The sequence below is a fragment of the Ruminococcus sp. YE71 genome, assembly GCF_900119155.1.
Lineage (GTDB): Bacteria > Bacillota > Clostridia > Oscillospirales > Ruminococcaceae > YE71.
Window position 1 is genome coordinate 73,115 of the sequence record NZ_FPIR01000007.1, and the last position, 20,398, is coordinate 93,512.

Annotated in this window: 13 protein-coding genes and 1 pseudogene; 3 read left to right on the top strand and 11 right to left on the bottom strand. The window is 46.1% G+C overall.

The features are described from left to right. Positions 1–107 precede the first annotated feature (107 nt). Positions 108–1,265: a dockerin type I repeat-containing protein gene (locus BT142_RS19990; protein WP_072417733.1), complete on the top strand. Its 1,158-nt coding sequence runs from the start codon at positions 108–110 to the stop codon at positions 1,263–1,265. A gap of 234 nt (positions 1,266–1,499) precedes the next feature. Here the strand turns inward: BT142_RS19990 and BT142_RS19050 are convergent, their stop codons facing one another. The 10 genes and pseudogenes from BT142_RS19050 to BT142_RS08320 form a co-directional block, all read right to left on the bottom strand. Further along, positions 1,500–1,649 carry a P-loop NTPase family protein gene (locus BT142_RS19050; RefSeq protein WP_175444916.1) on the bottom strand — a complete coding sequence of 50 codons (150 nt, stop codon included), beginning with the start codon at positions 1,647–1,649 and terminating at the stop codon, positions 1,500–1,502. Between the two features lie 13 nt (positions 1,650–1,662). Then, positions 1,663–3,057 (bottom strand): annotated as a pseudogene (locus BT142_RS08270) (leucine-rich repeat domain-containing protein); the annotation flags it as partial. 206 nt (positions 3,058–3,263) lie between these two features. Then, positions 3,264–9,098: a DUF7601 domain-containing protein gene (locus tag BT142_RS08280; protein ID WP_072417736.1), complete on the bottom strand. Its 5,835-nt coding sequence runs from the start codon at positions 9,096–9,098 to the stop codon at positions 3,264–3,266. 22 nt (positions 9,099–9,120) lie between these two features. After that, complete coding sequence (locus BT142_RS08285) at positions 9,121–9,819, bottom strand: class B sortase (RefSeq protein ID WP_072417737.1); 699 nt, start codon at positions 9,817–9,819, stop codon at positions 9,121–9,123. A gap of 3 nt (positions 9,820–9,822) precedes the next feature. Beyond that, positions 9,823–11,202: a DUF7601 domain-containing protein gene (locus BT142_RS08290; protein WP_072417738.1), complete on the bottom strand. Its 1,380-nt coding sequence runs from the start codon at positions 11,200–11,202 to the stop codon at positions 9,823–9,825. A 39-nt stretch (positions 11,203–11,241) separates the two neighbouring features. Further along, a complete protein-coding gene (lepB, locus tag BT142_RS08295; RefSeq protein ID WP_072417739.1) occupies positions 11,242–11,784 on the bottom strand; it encodes a signal peptidase I in 543 nt (180 codons plus the stop codon). Positions 11,785–11,789: 5 nt separating this feature from the next. Beyond that, the gene (locus BT142_RS08300) at positions 11,790–12,617 is read right to left on the bottom strand and encodes a Spy0128 family protein (RefSeq protein WP_072417740.1); all 828 of its coding nucleotides are present in this window, start codon (positions 12,615–12,617) and stop codon (positions 11,790–11,792) included. A 974-nt stretch (positions 12,618–13,591) separates the two neighbouring features. Beyond that, on the bottom strand, positions 13,592–14,350 hold the full coding sequence (locus BT142_RS08305) for a hypothetical protein (protein WP_072417741.1): 759 nt from the start codon (positions 14,348–14,350) through the stop codon (positions 13,592–13,594). Positions 14,351–14,579: 229 nt separating this feature from the next. Continuing rightward, complete coding sequence (locus BT142_RS08315) at positions 14,580–14,996, bottom strand: PIN domain-containing protein (RefSeq protein ID WP_072417742.1); 417 nt, start codon at positions 14,994–14,996, stop codon at positions 14,580–14,582. After that, positions 14,974–15,348 carry a hypothetical protein gene (locus BT142_RS08320; protein ID WP_139182199.1) on the bottom strand — a complete coding sequence of 125 codons (375 nt, stop codon included), beginning with the start codon at positions 15,346–15,348 and terminating at the stop codon, positions 14,974–14,976. The genes BT142_RS08315 and BT142_RS08320 overlap by 23 nt, the downstream gene beginning before the upstream one ends. A gap of 501 nt (positions 15,349–15,849) precedes the next feature. On the opposite strand from BT142_RS08320, the gene BT142_RS08325 reads away from it, so the two are divergent. After that, positions 15,850–16,323 (top strand): RNA polymerase sigma factor, encoded by a 474-nt coding sequence (locus BT142_RS08325; protein WP_072417744.1) that lies wholly within the window; start codon positions 15,850–15,852, stop codon positions 16,321–16,323. Then, the gene (locus BT142_RS08330) at positions 16,313–17,446 is read left to right on the top strand and encodes a hypothetical protein (protein ID WP_072417745.1); all 1,134 of its coding nucleotides are present in this window, start codon (positions 16,313–16,315) and stop codon (positions 17,444–17,446) included. Before BT142_RS08325 ends, BT142_RS08330 begins: the two co-directional genes overlap by 11 nt. A gap of 52 nt (positions 17,447–17,498) precedes the next feature. On the opposite strand, the gene BT142_RS08335 is transcribed toward BT142_RS08330, so the two are convergent. Then, a complete protein-coding gene (locus BT142_RS08335; RefSeq protein WP_072417746.1) occupies positions 17,499–20,195 on the bottom strand; it encodes a YfhO family protein in 2,697 nt (898 codons plus the stop codon). Between the last annotated feature and the right edge of the window lie 203 nt (positions 20,196–20,398).

Sequence of the window (20,398 nt, forward strand, 5' to 3'; positions counted from 1 at the left end):
GAAAAAATGTGGTATAATATATAACGGAAATTTGGTCAGACGTCGATCTCGCTTTGACGGAGGTCTGTCCGTGTCGGTAAAACGACTCAAAACATGAGGTGATATTTATGAATAAAAGACGATTTTTCGGTGTCATTACCGCGGCTGCAATGATCGTATCATCAATGTCGATATCGGCAGGTGATATGGATACTTCTATCGTCACTTCGGCAGACGAATGGTATTGTGCCGGAAATACCTGCGACCCTCTGCACGATACTTCCCGTGATATACAGAAGGAAGGAGTCGGCAATCCCCTTGGCTTCGGGGAGAGGAATACTCCTGCAAACGCTTCTGCGGCTGAGATACGCGCTATCAACCATAAAATGACAGTGCAGGAGGTAAAGTACGCTCTCTATAAAGAGATAGATGAACACTGGGATCTTATCTCCACTCGTCTCGGACAGCCTGAGCGTGAAAAGGTGTATGCTTTGTTTCTCGGACTTGGCACCCGTGAATCTACTCTGGGTGAAAACAAGATAGGCTCAGACCATGAAACAGCTTATGAAGACGGCTGGGGTGTCAACTCTGCCCATGCATACGGCACTCTTCAGACCGCTGTTACTGCTTTTGCAGACTGCGACCCAAAGTTCATGCCCGAGGACAACGTTCCCGAGATGTTCCAGTATTCTTTCACGGAATCCAATTTCTATGATTGTATAATCTCAAATCATATGGGTATCAGAAAGATACTCCACTTTGCCGAGATCTGTATTGATGATGAGGGAATGCACGGTTATCAGGTCATAAGGAACAGCCTGAAGGGCTTTAATACGGGCTGGTGCTATATGGCTGAGGACGATGGTGCATACAAGACCTACGCCGATGAGATCTGTTCGATGGCACAGTTTTATTACTACGAAGGGCATCTTTACGACAATGTGTTCACCTGGACTTCGGCAGGCGGAAATATGGAGAAATACCGTACCGCTGACCGTTGGGACTGGTGGGGTGATACCGAACCGAGCATGGCTCCCATAACAGAGAGCAATATTCCTGATAGTCAAAATGCAGTTTATGGTGATGCAAACTGCGACGGAAAAGTGGATATTTCTGATTTCGTACTTATCAGGCAGACATTGTCAGCACCTTCAAAGTATAAGCTGACTGAGCAGGGAAGAATAAACGCTGATTGTTCGGGCAGCGGCGATGGCATAACCGATGCAGATGCTGCGGCTGTCAGAAAATATATTCTGGGAATGATAGATACTCTTCCTGAAGCATGATACAAATGACAGGGATCACCCTCACAGGGCAAATAAATTACAAGGCATTCATCGTTTGGTGAATGCCTTGTTTATTTAGCGAGAAATTACCGGCTCAGATATTTATTTACAGCTGTCCGTCTCCGACTTTGCAGTTCCGCAGCAATATGCAGTATCCACTTGGCGCAGTTGTCACCACAGGCAGAAGCAGTTTTGGCTGACATTGTCCGCTTCACTTTTCAAGCTTTGGCAAATTCAGCCTGATATTCTTCCGTCTCTCATCTCAATGATATTATCGCACTGTCTTGCAATGCTCATATCATGAGTCACGATCACGATAGTCTTATTATTTGCGACCAGTTTTTTCAGTATCTGCAAAACAGTCATACTGTTTTTGGAATCCAAAGCACCTGTAGGTTCATCCGCAAGTATTATGTCGGGGTCTTTTAGACTGCACTATGTTTCCTATTCTGTTTTCAACAGATTCCGGCAGAGCCGAACGCCAACCTAAGCAGAATTGTGGGAACAATGAAACATCGTACAATGCCTCGTTTACTGCCGGCTCCACTATATCTCTAAGAATATATCTCGGTGTTTTATGGTCAGACATAGCGTCATAAAGATTGATAATAGCATTTTGTGTAAATGGGAAAAGAGATATTTGTTTTCCTGATGCAAGTTTGAATTTATCCCAATGATCGTGATCATTGTCTTCGTGAATCGGCATGTCTTCAGCATCAGCGATATTGTACTCCTCGCCCGCTTTCAGCTTGCCGAGCCTGTAAGTCGTATCATTACTCCTGGCAAGCAGTTTCCACTCACCGTCAACAAAACCTACGATACCGTACTTTTCCGCACCTTCCACTGCTGTCCAGTTCAGCTGTACAGATCCTTCGCCCTTTTCGTAAGTGATCCCGGGGGCGGAGTAAGCCTCTTCAGCTATGGTAACGGTTTTGTCCTCGCCGTAGAAATCCCTGTGGTTGTTGTCGCCGATGTACTTCACGTTGACAGTGTATGTACCCGCCTTGCGTCCGTAGAAATCCCATTCGCCCAGATGTTGACCGTCAAGACTGTAGAGCACCTTCGTGTAACCTTCGGGAAGGCTCTCGGGCGGAGTTATGAGATCCTGATAATCACCGTTGTATACCAGTCCCTCGACAGCATGAGCCTTCTGATCGTCGGTAAGCTCTGACAGATCGGGAGCTGCCGCCTTGAGTATGGTGTAGCTCCAGAATTCTCCGAAAACTTTTTCCGCAGCGGTGAATGCATCGCCGTCTTCAACGTCGACGGCAATATAATAAGTACCTGCGTCAGCGGGGCATTCTATCTCTTTTTCACGCTCCTTGTCGGCATAATACTTAACAGTGGATCTGCCCAGACCTTCACTTTTTTCCACAACATCTATGATCTTCGGTTCGCCATCATAGGTCATATCTACAGGTATCGCCATAGCAAAGTCATCACCGTCCGGAACAGATACGGCACCGGGATTGTCGGTAAATGATACGTTTACGTCATTGCCGTATTTTTTTCTGTATGCTTCAAGCTGATCTGCATTCACATGGCATACCGTTGCCTTATTCGGAGCAAAGTCATCACAATGACCTTCCGCCCAGAACAGGTCTGAAGCGTTGGGATAACAGTAAACATCCGTTACAGAAGAACAATACGTAAAAGCCTCATAACCGATAAATTCGACTGTTGAGGGAATAACCACGCTTGTCAGATTTTTACAGTTGTAGAATGAATAGTCGCCGATCACTCTCGTTCGCTCCGGGAAGCTCAACTCTGTCAGACCCGAACAGCCTAAGAACGCATAATCTCCCCCTGTGACCTGAAAGGTTCACTTAGGGTACGCTCGGATCATTTATCAAAACTGTCAGAACCCGTGCCAATACCGCACGGTATTGCCTCAGACCCTCAGTTACGATTATATCATGAACTGTGCCCACTGTCAATAGTTCAGCCGCCATACAAAAAGGGACGACAGCCCCCAAAAAGAGACTGTCGTTCCCTGTCTTATTCATGTTTTCTGCGTCTTCTGAACCAGATCGCACCGCCTATCGGCAGTATCGGCAGAAGGACCGCAGCCACAGCACCCGATGCGTTCGAGGCTGTGCCTGTAGCTATGATACCGCTGAGTCTGTTTGTAACAACGATACTTTCAGAACCTTCAAACAGGAAGGAAACACTGCTCGTTTCCTGAGCCTCTCCGCTGCCGACCTTTATCGTGGTCTCGTAAGCGCTTTCTTCTTCGGCAAGAGTCACCGTCACATTCTTCGGCAGAGATATCTCGACCTTGTCATTGTGCTTCAAAGTAAAGCTGCCGCCTGTTGAGGGCATGTGAGTCTGTTCCTCTCCGTTCTTTGCCCAGACGAACTCTTCATCCTCTTCTGCGCCGCTTACAACAAGCTCAAAGCTGAATTCCTTCGACTTGTTGCCGAAAGAGCCCGTGACCTTCTTGGTCACGGTAAGAAGCTCGATCTCCTTGTCCTTCTTCTCGTTCGGAACGCTGAGGGTATAGATATAGCCTTCATCGGTCTCAACGAGCGTTCCGTTGTAAGCGTCGGATATCATGGAAGGCACACCTATGGGTGATATCCTGAATATGATATCCTCATCAAGCTTTTTGTAGTTGAACGGAGCCTGAGTCTCGGTCAGGAAGTATACCGAGCCTTCGGCACCGGGACTAATGCTCCTGCCGCTCTTTCCGCCGCAGATATCCACCTCACCGTTTACAGTCACAAGATCTTCAAAGCCTGTCATGGGGTCTTTGTTCTTGACATAGCCGCTGACGGTAGTATTCTGCTGCTTGTACAACGCAAAATGCGCCGCACCAAGCTTTACGGAAGAGTCTTCGCTGTCGGTCTTTACTATCTTGAAATTGAAGGGCTTGTTGTAGACATCAACAAAAGCAGTAATACCGTTCTCTCCCGGCTTTGTATCGGCCCAGCCGTTAGTCTCCCAGAGCGTTGTTCCGTCTTCTTTGAAGAGACTTACCGTTTCGTCGTTGTTCAGCTTAAAGCAGAGCTTTTCCTGAAGCCCCACATAGCCGCTCGGCGCCGCCTTCTGCTCAAGGGTGTAGACCTGACCATGTTCAAAGGAATAGAGTATCGCGATACTGCCTTCCGAGTCGGAGGTATACTCCCCGACAGTCTTGCCGCTGCTGTCTTTCAGCAGGAATTTACCGCCGCTCAACGGAACGGTGCTGTTCCACCTGAACAGCCTCAATGCCAGACCGCCGCTTCGGGTGTTGTTTATTACATCCTCTCTTGCTGAGCCGTACTGTGTACCTCTTTCGTAGGATACTATATACTCAAATTCCTTTTCAGCCGACTCTCCGGCAGGGGTAGCTGCTTTTGCCCTTGTGGCTGAAAGCTCAAGTCCGTCGCCGGTCTCAAGCGGAGTGACGGTACCATACCCTGTCACAGTGCCGTCTGCCGCAACTTCGGGAGTGCCCGAAATGGTGACTTCCTTTATCACATAGCCTTCAAGCGATGTGCGCTCGCTTCCGTCAGCATTAGGCTCCAGCGAGGGCCAGAAGTAGTATGCGGAAGTGTCAGGAGACTTTATCTGCTTTACCGAATCTTCAAGCAGTTCGCCGTCAACATACACTGCGGTATAAACAGGTGCATGACCTGTCGTGATGGAAATGTCGCTCCATTTTTTTCTGACGTTTATGCCGTAACCCTTCTTGTTGCGGACCTCCATCTTGGGATCCTGGCTGGGTATTACAACACCTATGTTTTCAACATTCTTGTCGATAAGATTATAGGAATTGACCTTTGTGATCTCACCGTATTCGCTTTCGGTATGTCCTTCTATATGCTTATATCTGTCCAAACCGTATCCCGAAGGTATCTCGGTATAGCGCTCTTCGACCTTGAATACCGTTCCTGCTGGCAGGTTCGGCACGCATACCGTATACCTTGAGGGTATGTGGTCTATAGCGCCGTAGATGGAAGTACGGAAGGTGATGGAACCACGCTGACTCTCTGTAAGGGAATCTAAGTTAGTCTTCGTGCGGGAATCGTCATCGGCTCTGTATGTCCATTCTGTTGGTACAAAGCTCGAAGACTCTGCATCGTATCTGCAGTAATATCCGTCCGGGTCAACTACATAGTAAGGTGCCCTGTCCACAAGAGGCAGATCCCTGTTGGGATCATAAGTAGTGCCGAGCGAGAGTCTGAATTTGAAGGTGGTATCATCGTCGAGCACCTCTTCATTGTTCTCGTCATAGACGCGCTTTGTAAACTCAAGAGTTCTTATTACGTCCTTCTTGACCTGATTTTCAAAAGAAATGATCGGCAGATCCTTTACCTGAACGTTATCGGAAGAAACGTTCAGCAGTCCCGATATCTCATATACAGGCTGCGTGGGGTCGGAAGAATAACCTTCGTCACCTGAAGTCTTGAGCTCACCGTTTATTGAAACTCTGTATACAACAGGATCAACGGCACACTCAACTATCCTGTATGATATAGCTTCATCGGGGAAGAGTATCTCCGCATCCTTCGCCGGGTTAAGATAGTATATATCATCATACGACTGGTCTCTTCCGGGAGGATAATACTTCTTCACGAACTTTACAGCCTGAGTGCTGTTCTGGTATCTTACAGAAATGTGTTCGGAATCATTCGCAAGACGGGTCTCGATGCCGTTTGCGTCTGTGTAGTAGATCTGGAAAGGATATTCCACCATTTCCTTGTCGATCTGGTCTGCACCATCGCCCTCAACGCTCTTCTTTACAACTACATGACCGGGTATTACCGAAGCCAGGTTGAATCGCATATGAAGATTCGACGCTCCGGCACCTCTTTCCATGTAGAATATCTTCATGTTGTGTACCGAATAGTCCGAGAATATCTCTTCACAGCTGTAAGTCTTGGAAGGATCCTTCTCGAAATGCTCCTGAAGGAATTCGCTGATCTCAGCCTCAGAAGGCACGTCACCACTGTGAGCCGCCTTATAGCGTTCGGTGAAATTCTTGATGAACAACTCTTTCAGCGACGTCTTTGTACCGTTGACGATCACCTCGCCGGTACGGAAATTCACCTTTCCTCCCAGTGCCGAGTGTACACCGCCCAGGTCTATGACAAGTTCGTTATCAACATAGAGCCAAAAATCATCATCGCCGGTAAACTCAAATATTATATCATGTCCCCATGCGTCAAGACCATTGACAGTCTGAACGAATTCGGCGTTAAGCTCCATACCGAAATAGTAATCTATGGCATTGGCGCCTGTCTTGGTACCTGCCGAATAAAGACTTTCGTACTTTCGGGGATCACTCTCGGGAAGCTGGATATACTCCCTGGTGCCGTTAGCCTTGACACGGCTGTCGCTGGGGAAGAGATTCTTCGGATTTGCTGTCGAATAATCACCCGCACTTATGTTATTATACGGGAAGAACTGACCGTGTTTTAACGTATTTTTACTTTCGTTTTTGCTTGTTCCAAGCTCTCTGTATACGGTGAAATTATTATCATCCGAAGCCTTGAGAGTAGCAAAGTTCTGACAGCTGTCAAATTCGAAATATCCGCTTGAATTGTATATACTCTGTATAAAGAGGTGGTTGACCTCCTGTGCCCCGCTATACAGACCGCTAAGATTCTTGCTGGTTTTCGTGCAGACGGGATAGCCGTTTTCATCAAGCGAGCTGGACAGCAGACCTTTGGTCACATCATATCCTTTGTACAAATCGGTACTGGAGCCACTGAAATCATCTTTCACAAGATATTTGTTCTGCTGTATACCGCCATTTGCGCCATAGGAGATCTGACCCGAAAAATCCACCATCTTCATGGTGATACCGTAAGCATTGTTATCAATGGTATTTACCGTATGAAGCCTGTCGCTGAGGTTCAGCGGTTCAAGAGTCGCAAAATAGAAATCCGCAGCTACAGACTCGGCACAGGGTACAAGCTTTGTATTATCATCGTTGGGCTTCATTCCCACGAAGGTATAGTTGTTCTCGTCCCATGCGAGTATTCTTGAATAATACTCGCCGCTGCGTCTGCCGGGGAGATTTATGCCTATCGTGCTTCCGGAAAGCACCGCCCCGCTGTTCAGCTGAGGTGCGATGTATTTTTCCGAGTAAGGGTTGTAAAGCTCATAGTAATAGTTCGGCTCTTTGGTTACGGGGTCTGTGTATTCCGTGAATATCCATTCCAGCGAACCGGTGCCGTCACCGAGCCAGAGTATCTTACCGCCGCTTGCATAGCAGGGATAGAGTGTGCCGTTGTAATCTACGGCGTACATATCATATCTCTTTGCATCATCGTTCCAGACGCGGGTGTAGATTATCACCTTCTGCCCGTCGGGTGTGTCGGAAATGCTGACTCTGTCTGCCGAATAGGTAATGAGGTCTTCGTCATCAAGTACGGTAAAGTCTATAAGAGCAAGCAAGGAATTCTGTGAAGATACAGAAGACAGCGAAAACCCTGTCACCGTCGCTCCATCTTCCTCACGCATGGTGAAGGTAACGTATTTGCCCTCATGAGAAAGCTGTATCCTTCCCGAACTGTCGGCAGACACCCTGAACTTTGCGGCTTCGGCAGATGAACCCGTAACTATAAGGTCGTCACCACTCACAGCAAGGTACTTTGTACCTTTGCTGTCGGCTGCGGAAAGGGTATAGAGATCTCCTCCCGCCGACCGGAACGTCCATCTCGTAACCTCGCTGCCCTCGTCAACATAAAGGGTCCTGCCTTCTTCCGTTCCCTTCTGATGCAGTACCAGCTCGACAAGTGCGTGTACGTTATCATCGCTGCTGCCCGACATGAGCGCATAACCGTGAGTACCGCCCGTGAAATTCATCAGACCATAGGTCTTGCCGTCGAGATTAATATGCGGAGCTTTATACAGCTTCATGCTGGAATTCTTGGCATTATTATTGTCTGTATAATACCTTATGCCATTTCCCCCATTAGAATGCTGGAGCCATTTGTTTTCGTCGTTCTTCTTGAAATAAAAGCTTTCTCCCGGAACAGCATCATCGATATCAAACAGATCGGCGTTAGTCGTGTTCAGCTCGACTGAATTGCCACTCGTATTATGGATATACTTCTTGGTATCTCCGGTGTAAGTATAGATTTTATATGATCCGCCGCTCTCCTCGAAGTGCCATACCGATGCACCTGAAACGCTACTGGTCTCTTTAAAAGCAGAGCCTACATTCAGTTCGGCGGTGACATAGGTCCCGCTTCCGTAATACCAGTAAAAGCCGAAGCCTTCGTTATCATCATCAAGTTCTGCGACAGAAGTCACAGATTCAAACTCATCGGAAGGACCGCTTACGGGACAATCGATTATCTCATATACGCTGAATCCTTCGGCGTAGAAACTGATGGTGCCGTCCGAGAAGGTGAATTCCTCTATCTGCTCACGCTCACCGTCGTCCCTGATATGCCACAGCTCTATACTGCCGGTCTCGGGGATATCCGGGTCGGTGATCTCTACGAATATGGGATTCTCACTTCCAGGCTGATATTCCTCATCGCCGTTCACGATGGTTATATCGTACGCAGCCAGAGCCTCATGTTCTTCCGAAACGTCCACTGCTTCGGCGGCAGCACCTTCGGGCATAAGACCGTCAAGGCTTATCACCTCTCCCGAATCTTCGCCGTTGGGGTAAAGCTCAAAGCTCTGATAGCTCAGTTCGGGCTCTGCGGGCTGAGGCAGGGTATCTGTCTGTACCGAAACTGAAAGTCTGCTTTCTGCTGCCGCCCTCACAGGCGCTGCTGCACCGCTCACGGAGCTGAGCAGCATTGAAAAGGCGCAGAAGGAGCTTACCAGCCGTCTTGCAAAAGAGGGCGGGCACACGGTGTTCTGTTTTCTGAATAAAGACATCATATGCCTTTCCTCCTTTCACAGACTAATCTTCGATGTAGCAGAACACTGCCGTTCTCATAACGGAATCCGCTCCGGCACAGGTGGACAGAGCAAGTATCCTTGAATCTTCCTCTTCGGTCATGACTTCTGAATTGTCCCTTATATACTGCCGTATCCCGTCATTATCAATATCGAACACGGTCTTTTCGCGGGCGCTGACCTTCATTGAAGCAAACACCCTGAGCCTGCAGACCTTTTCGGCATTCCTGCCGATCATAAGCGTTCCGCTGCTGTGGCTTTTAAGATATTCGGGGTTAAGGTAATCATCAAGTGCCCCGAACATATGTCCGTATTCCATATGATGACCGTATATCACGGAGTAACCGTCGGAAAAATCCGGCGAACACCTGCTGTCAAGAAAAATACTCCCCGACAGCGAATAATTCCCGAACGGATCGGTATTCAGAAACTTCGTATTATCATCGCCCTGCATAACAGGGTAGTCGATATTCGTGCCGTCGATGGTGAGCCATGCTACCATCTCATCTGTTATCGGCGAATCCTTCATAGCCGACGGATCATCGGGGTCGGGCTTATACTTCAGGATACTGTCGTCAAGCGCATGACTGAAGGTATAGTAGTTATCATACACCTGCCAGAGACCTATCAGCATGACTAGCCCGAACACGACTATTACAAGCCGTCCGTAAAGATCGTTCAGCCTTTTCCAGAATCTGAGCAATGCTTATTCTTCCTCAGACTTCTTCTTTTTAACGCAGATGACGCCAAATATCACACCGACAAGACCAACTGCCGCGATACCTGCGGAACCTGCAACTGTGGAGATAACGCCGGTGGGGATATTTCCGTTTCTTGTGTTGGTGAATGTTGCGTTGGTGTCTCCCTTTATACCGGTATCCTGATCAGTAATGCCGTTATTGTTCCCATTTACAGCAACATCTCCGGTATTTGCTTCGGTTGCATTGACACTGGGGGTGTAATCTTCTTCGGTCTCGGTCACCGTATACTTAGCACCCGCAGGCAGTCCGAGAAGCTTTACGCTCTGTCCGTTTCTGATGTAGAAAGTAGCAGTGATATTGCCGTCCGCATCAGCAGTAAGCTGCTGTCCGTCTCTGGTTGTGTTGTCATCTTTGGTATTAGCAGCATTCATATCGGTTTCTTCATAACTTGTGGTAGTGCTCTTTGTAGGAGCTGCAAGGAAGGTAGTTCCCTGTCCCAGAACGGTTATCTCAGAGCCCTTAGCATTCGTTATGGAAATATCAAACTTAAAGAACTTGTCTCTTGAACCCTGATTACCGGTGACCTGTTTGCTGAACTGAAGATCATAAGACTCATACTGATTGGTAAAACCTGTAGACTTATCAGCAATAGTTGCATTAGTCCCCGACGAATCCTTTACCGGAGTATTTGCAATACTATCATGCAGGAGATAATTCGTGATACTGAGTTTCTGCTGACTTGCAGAAGAGGTATCGGATACAACTACATCAAGAACTCTTGTATTGTCTGCATCATTGGTGACACCTGCTGCCTGAGTAGCTGCAGCGTCTGCTTCTGTTATAACATATCTGTAAACACCGGGTTCGGTGAATACAATATCAGAAAAATCTATAGCTATCTTTTTCTGTGCATATTTTTCGTCTGTATTATTTGCAGGAGTATCAAACTTAACAGTTTTTCCTTCACCTATATCACCTTCTGCAATGGTTACTGCTGTATTATCGGTGTCGGCAGAAGTGAAATTGACAGTAGCCTCACTAGCAGTACCATCATTATCATTGGTCTTAAGAGTCTTTTCATCACCGGCTTCCATACCATCGGTTACGCTTTTGAGCAGAAACTTAGGTGTTCCCACACCTGCAAGTATCGGAAGAGTGGTGTCAGTGCCCGCAACAGCTTCACCTGCTGCGATAGTAAATGAAAAGCTTGCGTTAGGAACAACCGAATTGCTTTCCATAACAAGATACTTTTCGAAAGATGTCACCTTTATTCCTTCGATAGTTGTGCTGTAAACAGTAGATGAGCTTGCGCTCGCCGGTACAGCTGCTACGGAAGCAGCGATGCTGATAGCCGCTATAAGGGCTGCAAAATTCTTGGTTTTCATTATGATTCCTCCTGTTTAAAAATATTATTATTTCTTTGGTCATATACCGCGCATCCGCATGGTGAACACCACAGCGCCTTCGACATCATCAAGCGGTATGCCGCCGTATCTTCTGCTGTCGGAATTGTCGCTGCGGTAGTCGTTCAGAACGAACACGCGATCTTTTGGTACCTGATAGGGATAATCGATATCCGAGCCTTCGGATGATGTGGGATAGACCACGTTTTCTGAAAGCGCGTAATCGTCAACGGTAACGGAGCTGTCTTTTATATCGACTGTTTCTCCGCCGAAAGCGATCACACGTCCGAACCTGATCTCTCCATCGTGCCTGTAGACGATCATAGTCCCCTGTGCGGGTCTTGCCAGACGGTATGTAAGGCAGAATTCGCCGTCCCTTATGGAAGGGTAAGCGCTGTTGGTATGGCATATGTGTATGCCCGCCACAAATGTAAGGAGCAGCCATACTGCCAGAGCCGTGACAGCGATCTTTACGAAGAACCTGACGGCATAGCCCGAAGCTGTCCGTTTTTTCTTTTTAGGCTTTTCTTCACTTTTCGGAGCGTTCTGCAGCGTTTCTTCCATACGCATCACCCCGATCTTTCATCAGGCGGCTCATCGTCCTGCTGCTTTCGACTGCTGATGAGTATCAGCGCCAGTCCCGTGAGCACCGCGCCCGATATCCCGAAGGTAACGGCTCCGCCTGTATCCGGCGGCAGCAGCGGTTCCCACGAAGGTGCACCGCTTGATGAGCCCCCGCCGTCACTGCTGCGGGAGCTGCTGCCGCTATCGGAGCGGCTGCTGTTATCGTCCGTGCGGCTGCTGTCCTGCTGTGAGGAACTGTCACCGCCGCTTTCGGAACTGTCGCCCGGACTTTCCGAGCTGTCGTCCGGACCTTCGGAACTGTCCTCGGTACTTTCGGAGCTGTCGGTGCGGGAGTTCCCGCTTTCCGGCTCATCGGTATAGTCGTTGTCAAAGTCAAGCTCATCGCTCTTTTCATCGGAGCCTTCTGCCGTAACGGCATATCCTCCGGTAAGCTCGCCGTCTTCATTCCATATCACTACTACGGAAACATGATAGACCGTTTCATCGAAAATGATCTTATCGCTGTCATAGACCGTCTCTTTGATAAAGTAGTCGTAATCTCCCGGCGTATCAAATATTATGGGTCCGAACTCATCCGATCCCTCGACCACCACTTCATATTCAGTCTTTTCGGGAAGTGGTGAACCGTTGGGCGTCAAGATGGTGACGGTAAACACGGTGCCGTCGGGGATCCAGCCCTTGTTGTCGGTGACGGTGAATGGAATGCTGACAGAATATCCCCCGCCCGGCGGATCGTAAACTTCCTCAGCGGAGGCTGTGATCATATTCGCCGCAAAGCAGAATGACATGACCGCTGCAGCAAAGCGGATCATTTTATTAACAATCATATATTACACCATCACCTCCACGCGGATCTTTCGGGAAATACCCAAAAAATCGTTTCCGAGAACAATATCTAAATTATATTTTAACACATTATAAACGCGTTGTCAAGATTTGGAATGAAAAATCACGTTTTTTTCTGTATTTCATAAGGCTGTTTTGCATGACTGTTGTCTTCAGAGTACCCCGCCGATGCGCTACGAAAATACGGCGCATCCCGAAAGAGGGGGTTGTTGGTTTTTGGTGGAATGCACTCAACGTTTGCACGGGCGGACATACTCATCCATCTATGGCATTGATAAGTATTGTTTTGTATGAAAAAGCAAAAGCTATATACAGACCCCGATAAGCCGCCCGCGATCAAGGTCACGAAAGCAGGCTGATGGACAGCATAAGTTACTCAAAGAAAGAATAATGGACAAGTGATGGACAAACGAGGTTTTCAGGCATAACAAAAAGCCCCGAAACCGCGTAGTTTCAAGGCTTTTATTTAGTGCGGCAAATGGGACTTGAAGAAATGCCACTGCCTGTGCTGTAACATAGCTGCGTGAAGTTTTCTCAGGTATTGCGAGGTTTTCGGCGGCTATATCGCAAGTGATTTCAAGCGGTTTTTAGCAACTTTTTATGAAAACAAAGTCCAAATAAGGTCCAACGAAAGCAAAATACTCAGTAAACTATAACTGCTAACTACCAGTATTTTTCAAGTACTTATAACATTTTGAATATTCTATATAAGTAAAACTATATACTGTTTGATAAGAATGCAATAGTCTGTTTGTGTATGTTTATTACGCACGATTATTGTGGTATGCTCCACAATTCCTATTATGACTTGTGTGGAACGGCTTTTGAGTATGCCATTAGGCTATATTTTAACATACTAGCTGTTTCAACTGCTCAGAAATTCCCCTATTTCAGTTTTCTTATCATCTCATCACTGTCATCAATGCTTTTGAGTATATATTTATAGTTTAAACCGTTTCATTTCTTCTTTATAAAAACATGCAAGCTCATAAGTTCCATCAAGAGAATCCATCTGATTCAACGCAGTAAACATATTATAATAGTTCTCATATGTAGGTGAATTGCTTAATAACAAAGTCATAAAAGCGATTACTTTTATCTGATGCAGTACATCCAATGATGAACATATCTCATGGTGTTTTTGATCATTTGTCATTTTAACGTACAGTTTATAAGCCTTATGATAGTCAAGTTCATCAATAAGCCCGGCAAATGCTTTTTTATTTCCGGTCTTTATATTTTCCGTAAAATCAAACGTCTTGTCTTTCAGCTTATCATATACTTCAAGCAGGAACTTATTGCTGTCATCTTCTGCAAGTGCTTTATTTACGATCTTCCATGCAAAATCATCCGATACTATACCAAAAGGCATATCCCATAAGAATAGTATTGATGTCATAGCATCCATATCGTGTCTCAGGCGGTACATCTCTTTTGCATGGTATAATGCAAGCGAATATGCACACGGCACCCAACACATCTGATTATACGCAACATACATTATGGAATGATTTATATATGAAGGATCATTCTGCAAAACAAAAGACATAAAGCCAAGCACTTTAACGTTATTGGTATTATTTGCAATCACTATAATCTCATTATGTTTTTGTTCATCAGATAATCGTGCGTATATTTCATAGGCATTATAAAAATCAACTTCATCTATCAGTTTTGCGAGTTTGCTTTTACTTTCCATTTTTTACACCTCGTTATAATCTTATAAATGCATTTCCAACTTTATACACGCCATCTACCTTATTATATGTAACTTCTACATTATATCCTTGATATAAATAAATCTTCTTATAGCTATTAGGGTTAACGCATTGCTCTGTTCCCTCAACCATAACTGTTGAAATTATTTTTTTTATTTCGTTATAAGGTCCGAAAAAGGCAAATTGGATACCGAGACAGAAAATATAACATTACCGCTTATCTACTATTTCAAACAGTTCCTTCGGGGTCAGCACTGCTATTTCCGACTGCTTGAAATCAATAGTATTTCGAGTTATGATGTAGTCCGCCTGTGCAGATTTTGCACACTTGGTCTGTACACAGTCCTCAAAATCCTTGAAATCTGAATTGTCAATTGCCGATACGACTTCATCATGAGATATACCGACAACTTCAAGCAGATCACAGATAGTTCGAAGAACACTTCTGCGTTGGTCATCAGGAAATTTTCTTAGGATATACCAAATAGTCGTTACAGTATGCAGAGCAATACATCCATCGACAGTCTCGCTGCCGCAAAGCTCCATGACCTTTTTGGAATCGCTGTAAAAAGGTTCACGCTTAAGAAGATAGTCAAGCACGATATTAGCGTCGATCAGCAGTACCATACTTTTCCTCCAATGCTTCAGAAAGCTCCCTGTCAGCGTCAAAATCCTCCGGAATATTGGAACTCAACTGTTCTGCTAACTGTTCGAGCTCTGCAAAAGCAGCTTTTTTCCTTGCAGTTTTTTCGATTCTATCGAGCTGCATAAGTCTCAGCTCATCAGTTGCAAGAGTGATTATTGCCTGTATTTTTTCATCGGGCAGCTGCTGGATAAGCTGCATAGCCTGCTCCTGAATAATTGTCATAACACTCACCCTTTCTGCGTTTTTGAAGGTCTTTTCTCTGATTATATTATACACCAGAACAGCAAAAAATGCAAGTGGTTTTGGTGGAGAAGCTGCTAAAATGTATGACAATTTCGTATCATCTGATTGTATAAGATCAAGGCTGAAAAACTTGTATTTTTGTGTTCATACGGCGTAGAGCTGAATCCATAAAACACATCAAAGCTATCCCTCCGACTCCATCATATAAGTTAGGATAACACTTTAAGACAACACCGCACGACCACCGGCTTACGCCTTTGCACGTCATCTGCTTGCATAAATTCCGTCATATTGTCCAAATTTTCCTTGACTTGCGTCAGCAAGCCTGTGTCAAATTTAGATAATCTGACGAAATTTCTGACTTCGCATCTGACGCACAATGGTCGTGCGGTATTGCCTTAATTTTTCTGTTTGAATCCCACGCTTATACACCTTGTCATACTTAACAAATCATGTTATAATTATTATGCAGAACGCTGAATTTTCAAAAAAATTTTGGCGTTCTGTATTATTTCAGCGTTTTTACGGGAGTTATAGTAAAGACGATCGCAAAATTATGCGATGCAAGAAATGGCAAGGAGGTGTGTGCTTATGACCATACAGCAGTTTGAATCGGATATTGAACGATACAAAAATATGATCTACGGTATCGCACTCACTCAGCTTTGCACCATTTCGGATGCGGACGATGTGTTTCAGGATGTGTTCCTGCTGTACTACTCGAAAGACCCTACATTCACCGATGATGAACACCGCAAGGCATGGCTCATAAATACCGCACTCAACTTCTGTAAAAGGGCAAATTCGGGGCATAAACGCCGAAAGCTTCCTCCGCCTGAGGAACGCTTCACATATCGCACGGACGAAGAAAACCGGCTCTTTGAAGCACTTCTCACCCTGCCGAAAAAATACCGTGTTCCGCTGTATCTTCACTATTTCACGGGTATGCCGATAGCGGAGATAGCCCGTATCCTCGGGGTCAGATACGGCACAGTTCAGGTGCAGCTGGTAAGAGGAAGAAACAAACTGAAAGACATACTCGGAGGTGATAGCTATGAAAAATGAGATATTCACAAGTATGTACGAACAAACTCAGCCGAAACGTACCGTGATAAACGAACTCATCCTCCGTGCCAAGAGTGGTGATACCGCACCTGCCGCCGTCAGTCAGAAGCCGAAAGTAATCGCAGCGGCGGCAGCAGCCGTTATACTGGCACTCAGCTGTGGTATCGCCTTTTCGGTAATGAGAACTCAGAATATAGGCATTGATGACTCGGACAGCGTCAATTCTGTGACTTCCGCTGGTCTTGTGACAGAAAAGGCTAAGGAAGAAGCAGCGGTCAGCGGTGTCGAAAGTGCGTCATCCGACCAAGTCCCCGAAGATACGAGTGCGATACCCGATGACGGGTCATCTGAGGGTTTCAGAACAGCAACTTCATCATCAGCAGCAAAAGCAGATAACAGTTCTGCGGTAAGTTCAGCATCCCACACGGACAGCAACGGAAACAGCAGCGGTACAATCATAATAACCACTACGGAGGTTCCTGATAACGATACTCAGTCAGATAAACCGACCGACCAGGAAACTTCATCTGTCAGCAGTCCGGACACATCGTCAATTACCTCCCATACCGACATCAGTTCATCTAAGTCAGACAGCATTGTTTCTGACAGCATCCCCGACAACGAAACAGACAGCACAGATGATTCGGTCAGTGAAGAATATGTCGATGAATGGAATGAGTATTCAACTATTGATGAAATGGCTGAGTATTTTTTACAGGGCAGAAACAGTAAAAGCATGAAGGGCATATTCGGGCATGAAACTCAGGCGGCTCACCCCGATTATTTCACGTTCTATTCGGGATATACGGGTGGCTTGGGAACAGTTAAATATGTCAGATACGCATGGTCATTCGTTGATATTGAATACGATCTCGGTAACGGTTCGGGCTGTCATTTCAGGTGGGGCATCTGTACCGATGGCGAGGAGTATCTGAAAAACGCTGCAATAGCATTTGAGCTTTCACCCATAGAAGGACATGACGGCTGGTACGGAACGCTGGGCGAAAAGACCGCAAATATCCATTGGGCAGAGGACGGCTATTATTTCAATTTCAGTATGCCGCACTCGCTTTACGATGAATGTGGTCTGTCACTCGTTAAAACCAACTACTATTTTCAATAGCACACAAAGCCGTGATACTGCTCAGGTCTGTATCACGGCTTGTTTTTCTTATTTATTTTTCGGCAACATACCCGAAATTCAGCAAAACGGGATAGATATACAGCGACCACACAGCCGCCGCTGCTGTTATCCTGACAGTTATATCAGAGAGCTTTATCAGCTTATCATTCAGTCTGACGGCTTTCTTTTTCATAAGAATAAAGTACACGACCGCTCCGATAAGACCGAAAACAGACAGACACACAGACGGCAAAAATGCAGGTGGCAGGTAGCTGATTCTTATGTCATTTTCTCCGCTGTTCAGCTCAAAGGCGATGAAGTCGGAAAGTACACGCTTGTACTCCACCCTCTTGCCGTTGACCCTTACCGTGAAGCCGCTGCTGTATGGCACGGTCAGCAGACAGGCGTTTTCGCCGTCAGATGTAACTGTACCTTTAAGAACGCCTCGCTTATAGGTCATATCAACTGACCTAGTACGGCTGACCGCTTCTTCGAGCTTTTCGGCATCTATCCCGAATACGCCGAACGAGGTCACATCAAGGTTCTTTTTAGCTTTCAGCTTTATTTCGACCTGTTCGTTCTCAAACGTACCCAGCAAGAGAAAACCGTTGTCGGTCTTGGTCGGGTAGTTGTCACGCAGCATATTTCCGTTTACCGTGACGGTCAGACCGTCAAAATAATTCTCTGACAGATTGTTGGAGAAATTCCCGAAGCAGTCGGCATAAAGCGTCTGTCTGCCCCTGACCTGAATTATGTAAAACAGTTCCGTGCCGCTGCTGACGCTCGCTCTTTCGGGTGTCAGCATACAATTGCGGGTATCCTGCGGCTCATATTCCGTGACTGTATCAACTCCGAACACCGCATTTGAAAGATACTGCTGTATCACTGCTCTTGAAGTGTTTTCGGGAAGCTCTGCCTTACCGAGAACATCTCTGCCGACGACCACCGCCGGCGAGAGATAAGTGCTGTTCTCATCTATCCTGAAAACACCGTTCTGTGCGATCGTATTATCGTTGGCATCACCACGGTAAATCTTGTATCTCACACCGTAAAGTGCGTCGACCAGCACAGTACCGCCGCCTGTTCCCGTTTCGACCCACACGCTTGTATAACCGAGCCGCTTCTGCTGATACATAAATTCCTTGTCGGTCAGCGAGGTATAATGACCGAGAGTGTTCAGCCCCATCGCCCCGATGGTGTTATAGTCGGTTATCTTGCCATCAGTCATGGTTCGGTAAAAGCTGTCATCATGAGGTATCTGTTCGCTAAGTTCCATAAGCGTGATGAAATCATTGCTTCGCTGAGTATTTTTCTCATAAGCCGAAGCTATGTAGAGCTTGGTATTTCCGTAGGATTCAAAGGTCACAAGAATTGCAAGCACTATCGCAAACATACTTCTGTCGAGCAGCTTTAGCTTGTACACCAGATACACCGCCATATAGCATATCACCCCGAACACGAACAGTGCAGACATCTTGTCGAGAGAGTTTTTATCACCGTATATCGCAGAAGTATAATGGGTAAGCTCGTTCCAATGGTTCGTTATATATCGTTCGTTGAGCGTGATATAAGAATACACGATACCCATTATCCCGAGTACTGCAAGAAAAAATGCTGTGTTATTCGGCTTTTTGCTGACAGCCGCTATCTCATCGGCATCACGTTCGAGATAGACCGCACAGCAACGCAGTCCCGAAAAAATGGTTGCAAAGCCGTAGCGTGTCACGAATGACATATAGTTGCCCGTGTGCCATGTCAGGTTTATCGGCTCGAAGAAAACAGGCAGCAGTGTCATGAAAAATAAGTACAGCGAGAAACGCTCCTGTTCGGTTTGCACCTTATTCATGAAAACGTTCAGTCCCACCGCCGCAAACATGAACGCAGTGCAGTATATGAGCGGTATGGCTGTTTCGTAGTTCGAGAGAAAGTGTGTCTCGCTGATAGTTTCGACCGCTGATTTTAAGCGTATCGACTGTTTTGTTTCGATATAGCTCGGCAGCCATACGAATGCCGTTATCACAAACGAGAACACCGTGCCGCTTATCAGCTTCGCACAGCTTTCGGGCGTAGGCTTTTGTTCTCTGATAAAAATGATATAACCGCCGACAAAGACCAGCACATACACCGCGACCATGTAGCTGAGATAAAAATTGCAGAAAAGCGTCATGGAAAGCAGCACGACATATGGAAGGTTTTTACCCTTTGAAAACAACACTTCTACCGAGATCATAAGCAGCGGAAACAGGTACATCACATCGAGCCACATCTGATTCTGATAGTACATAAGTCCGTAGCCGCACAGACCGTACATAACGCCCAGAACAGCACATTCCGCTTTGGACAGCCGTTTGTGGCACAAGTGAAAGTACAGGCAGGCATTCATCGAGCAGAATGACAGCTTCAGCATGACGAGTATGTTCATAAACTGCGGTATGCGGCTCTTGCTGACAAGTCCCACCAACAGATTCAGAGGACTTGACAAAAAGAAGCAGAACACGCCCCAAAAATTCATTCCACCTGCGTTTTTCATGTTCAGGAACAGACTTTCCCTGCCCGAAAGCACATCTTTCAGGTCTGCAAAAAGCGGCACGCTCTGCTGTGACATATCACACCATGAAACGCTGCCCTCACCGAACGGGTACATACCGTTTTCACGAAACAAATATAAGATCAGAAGCATCGTGAAACCTAACGGTATCAGGCAGAACCAGAGCTCCGGAACTTTTTTCACAAGTTTATTTTCTTTCATTATGTATCTCTCCGTTTTTTGAAAAAATCTCCATAATAAATCCTCAAAAAGCTGCGAAATGATACATAGTGATCTTGAATTTGTAAAGATGAACAAATTTGACGGGACAGCAGAACTGCGGATTGTGAATGATGAATCATCTTGTGATTTGTCTTTAACCATTCTCCAATTTTCGGGATGATCTTTTATTTGCCATAATGAGA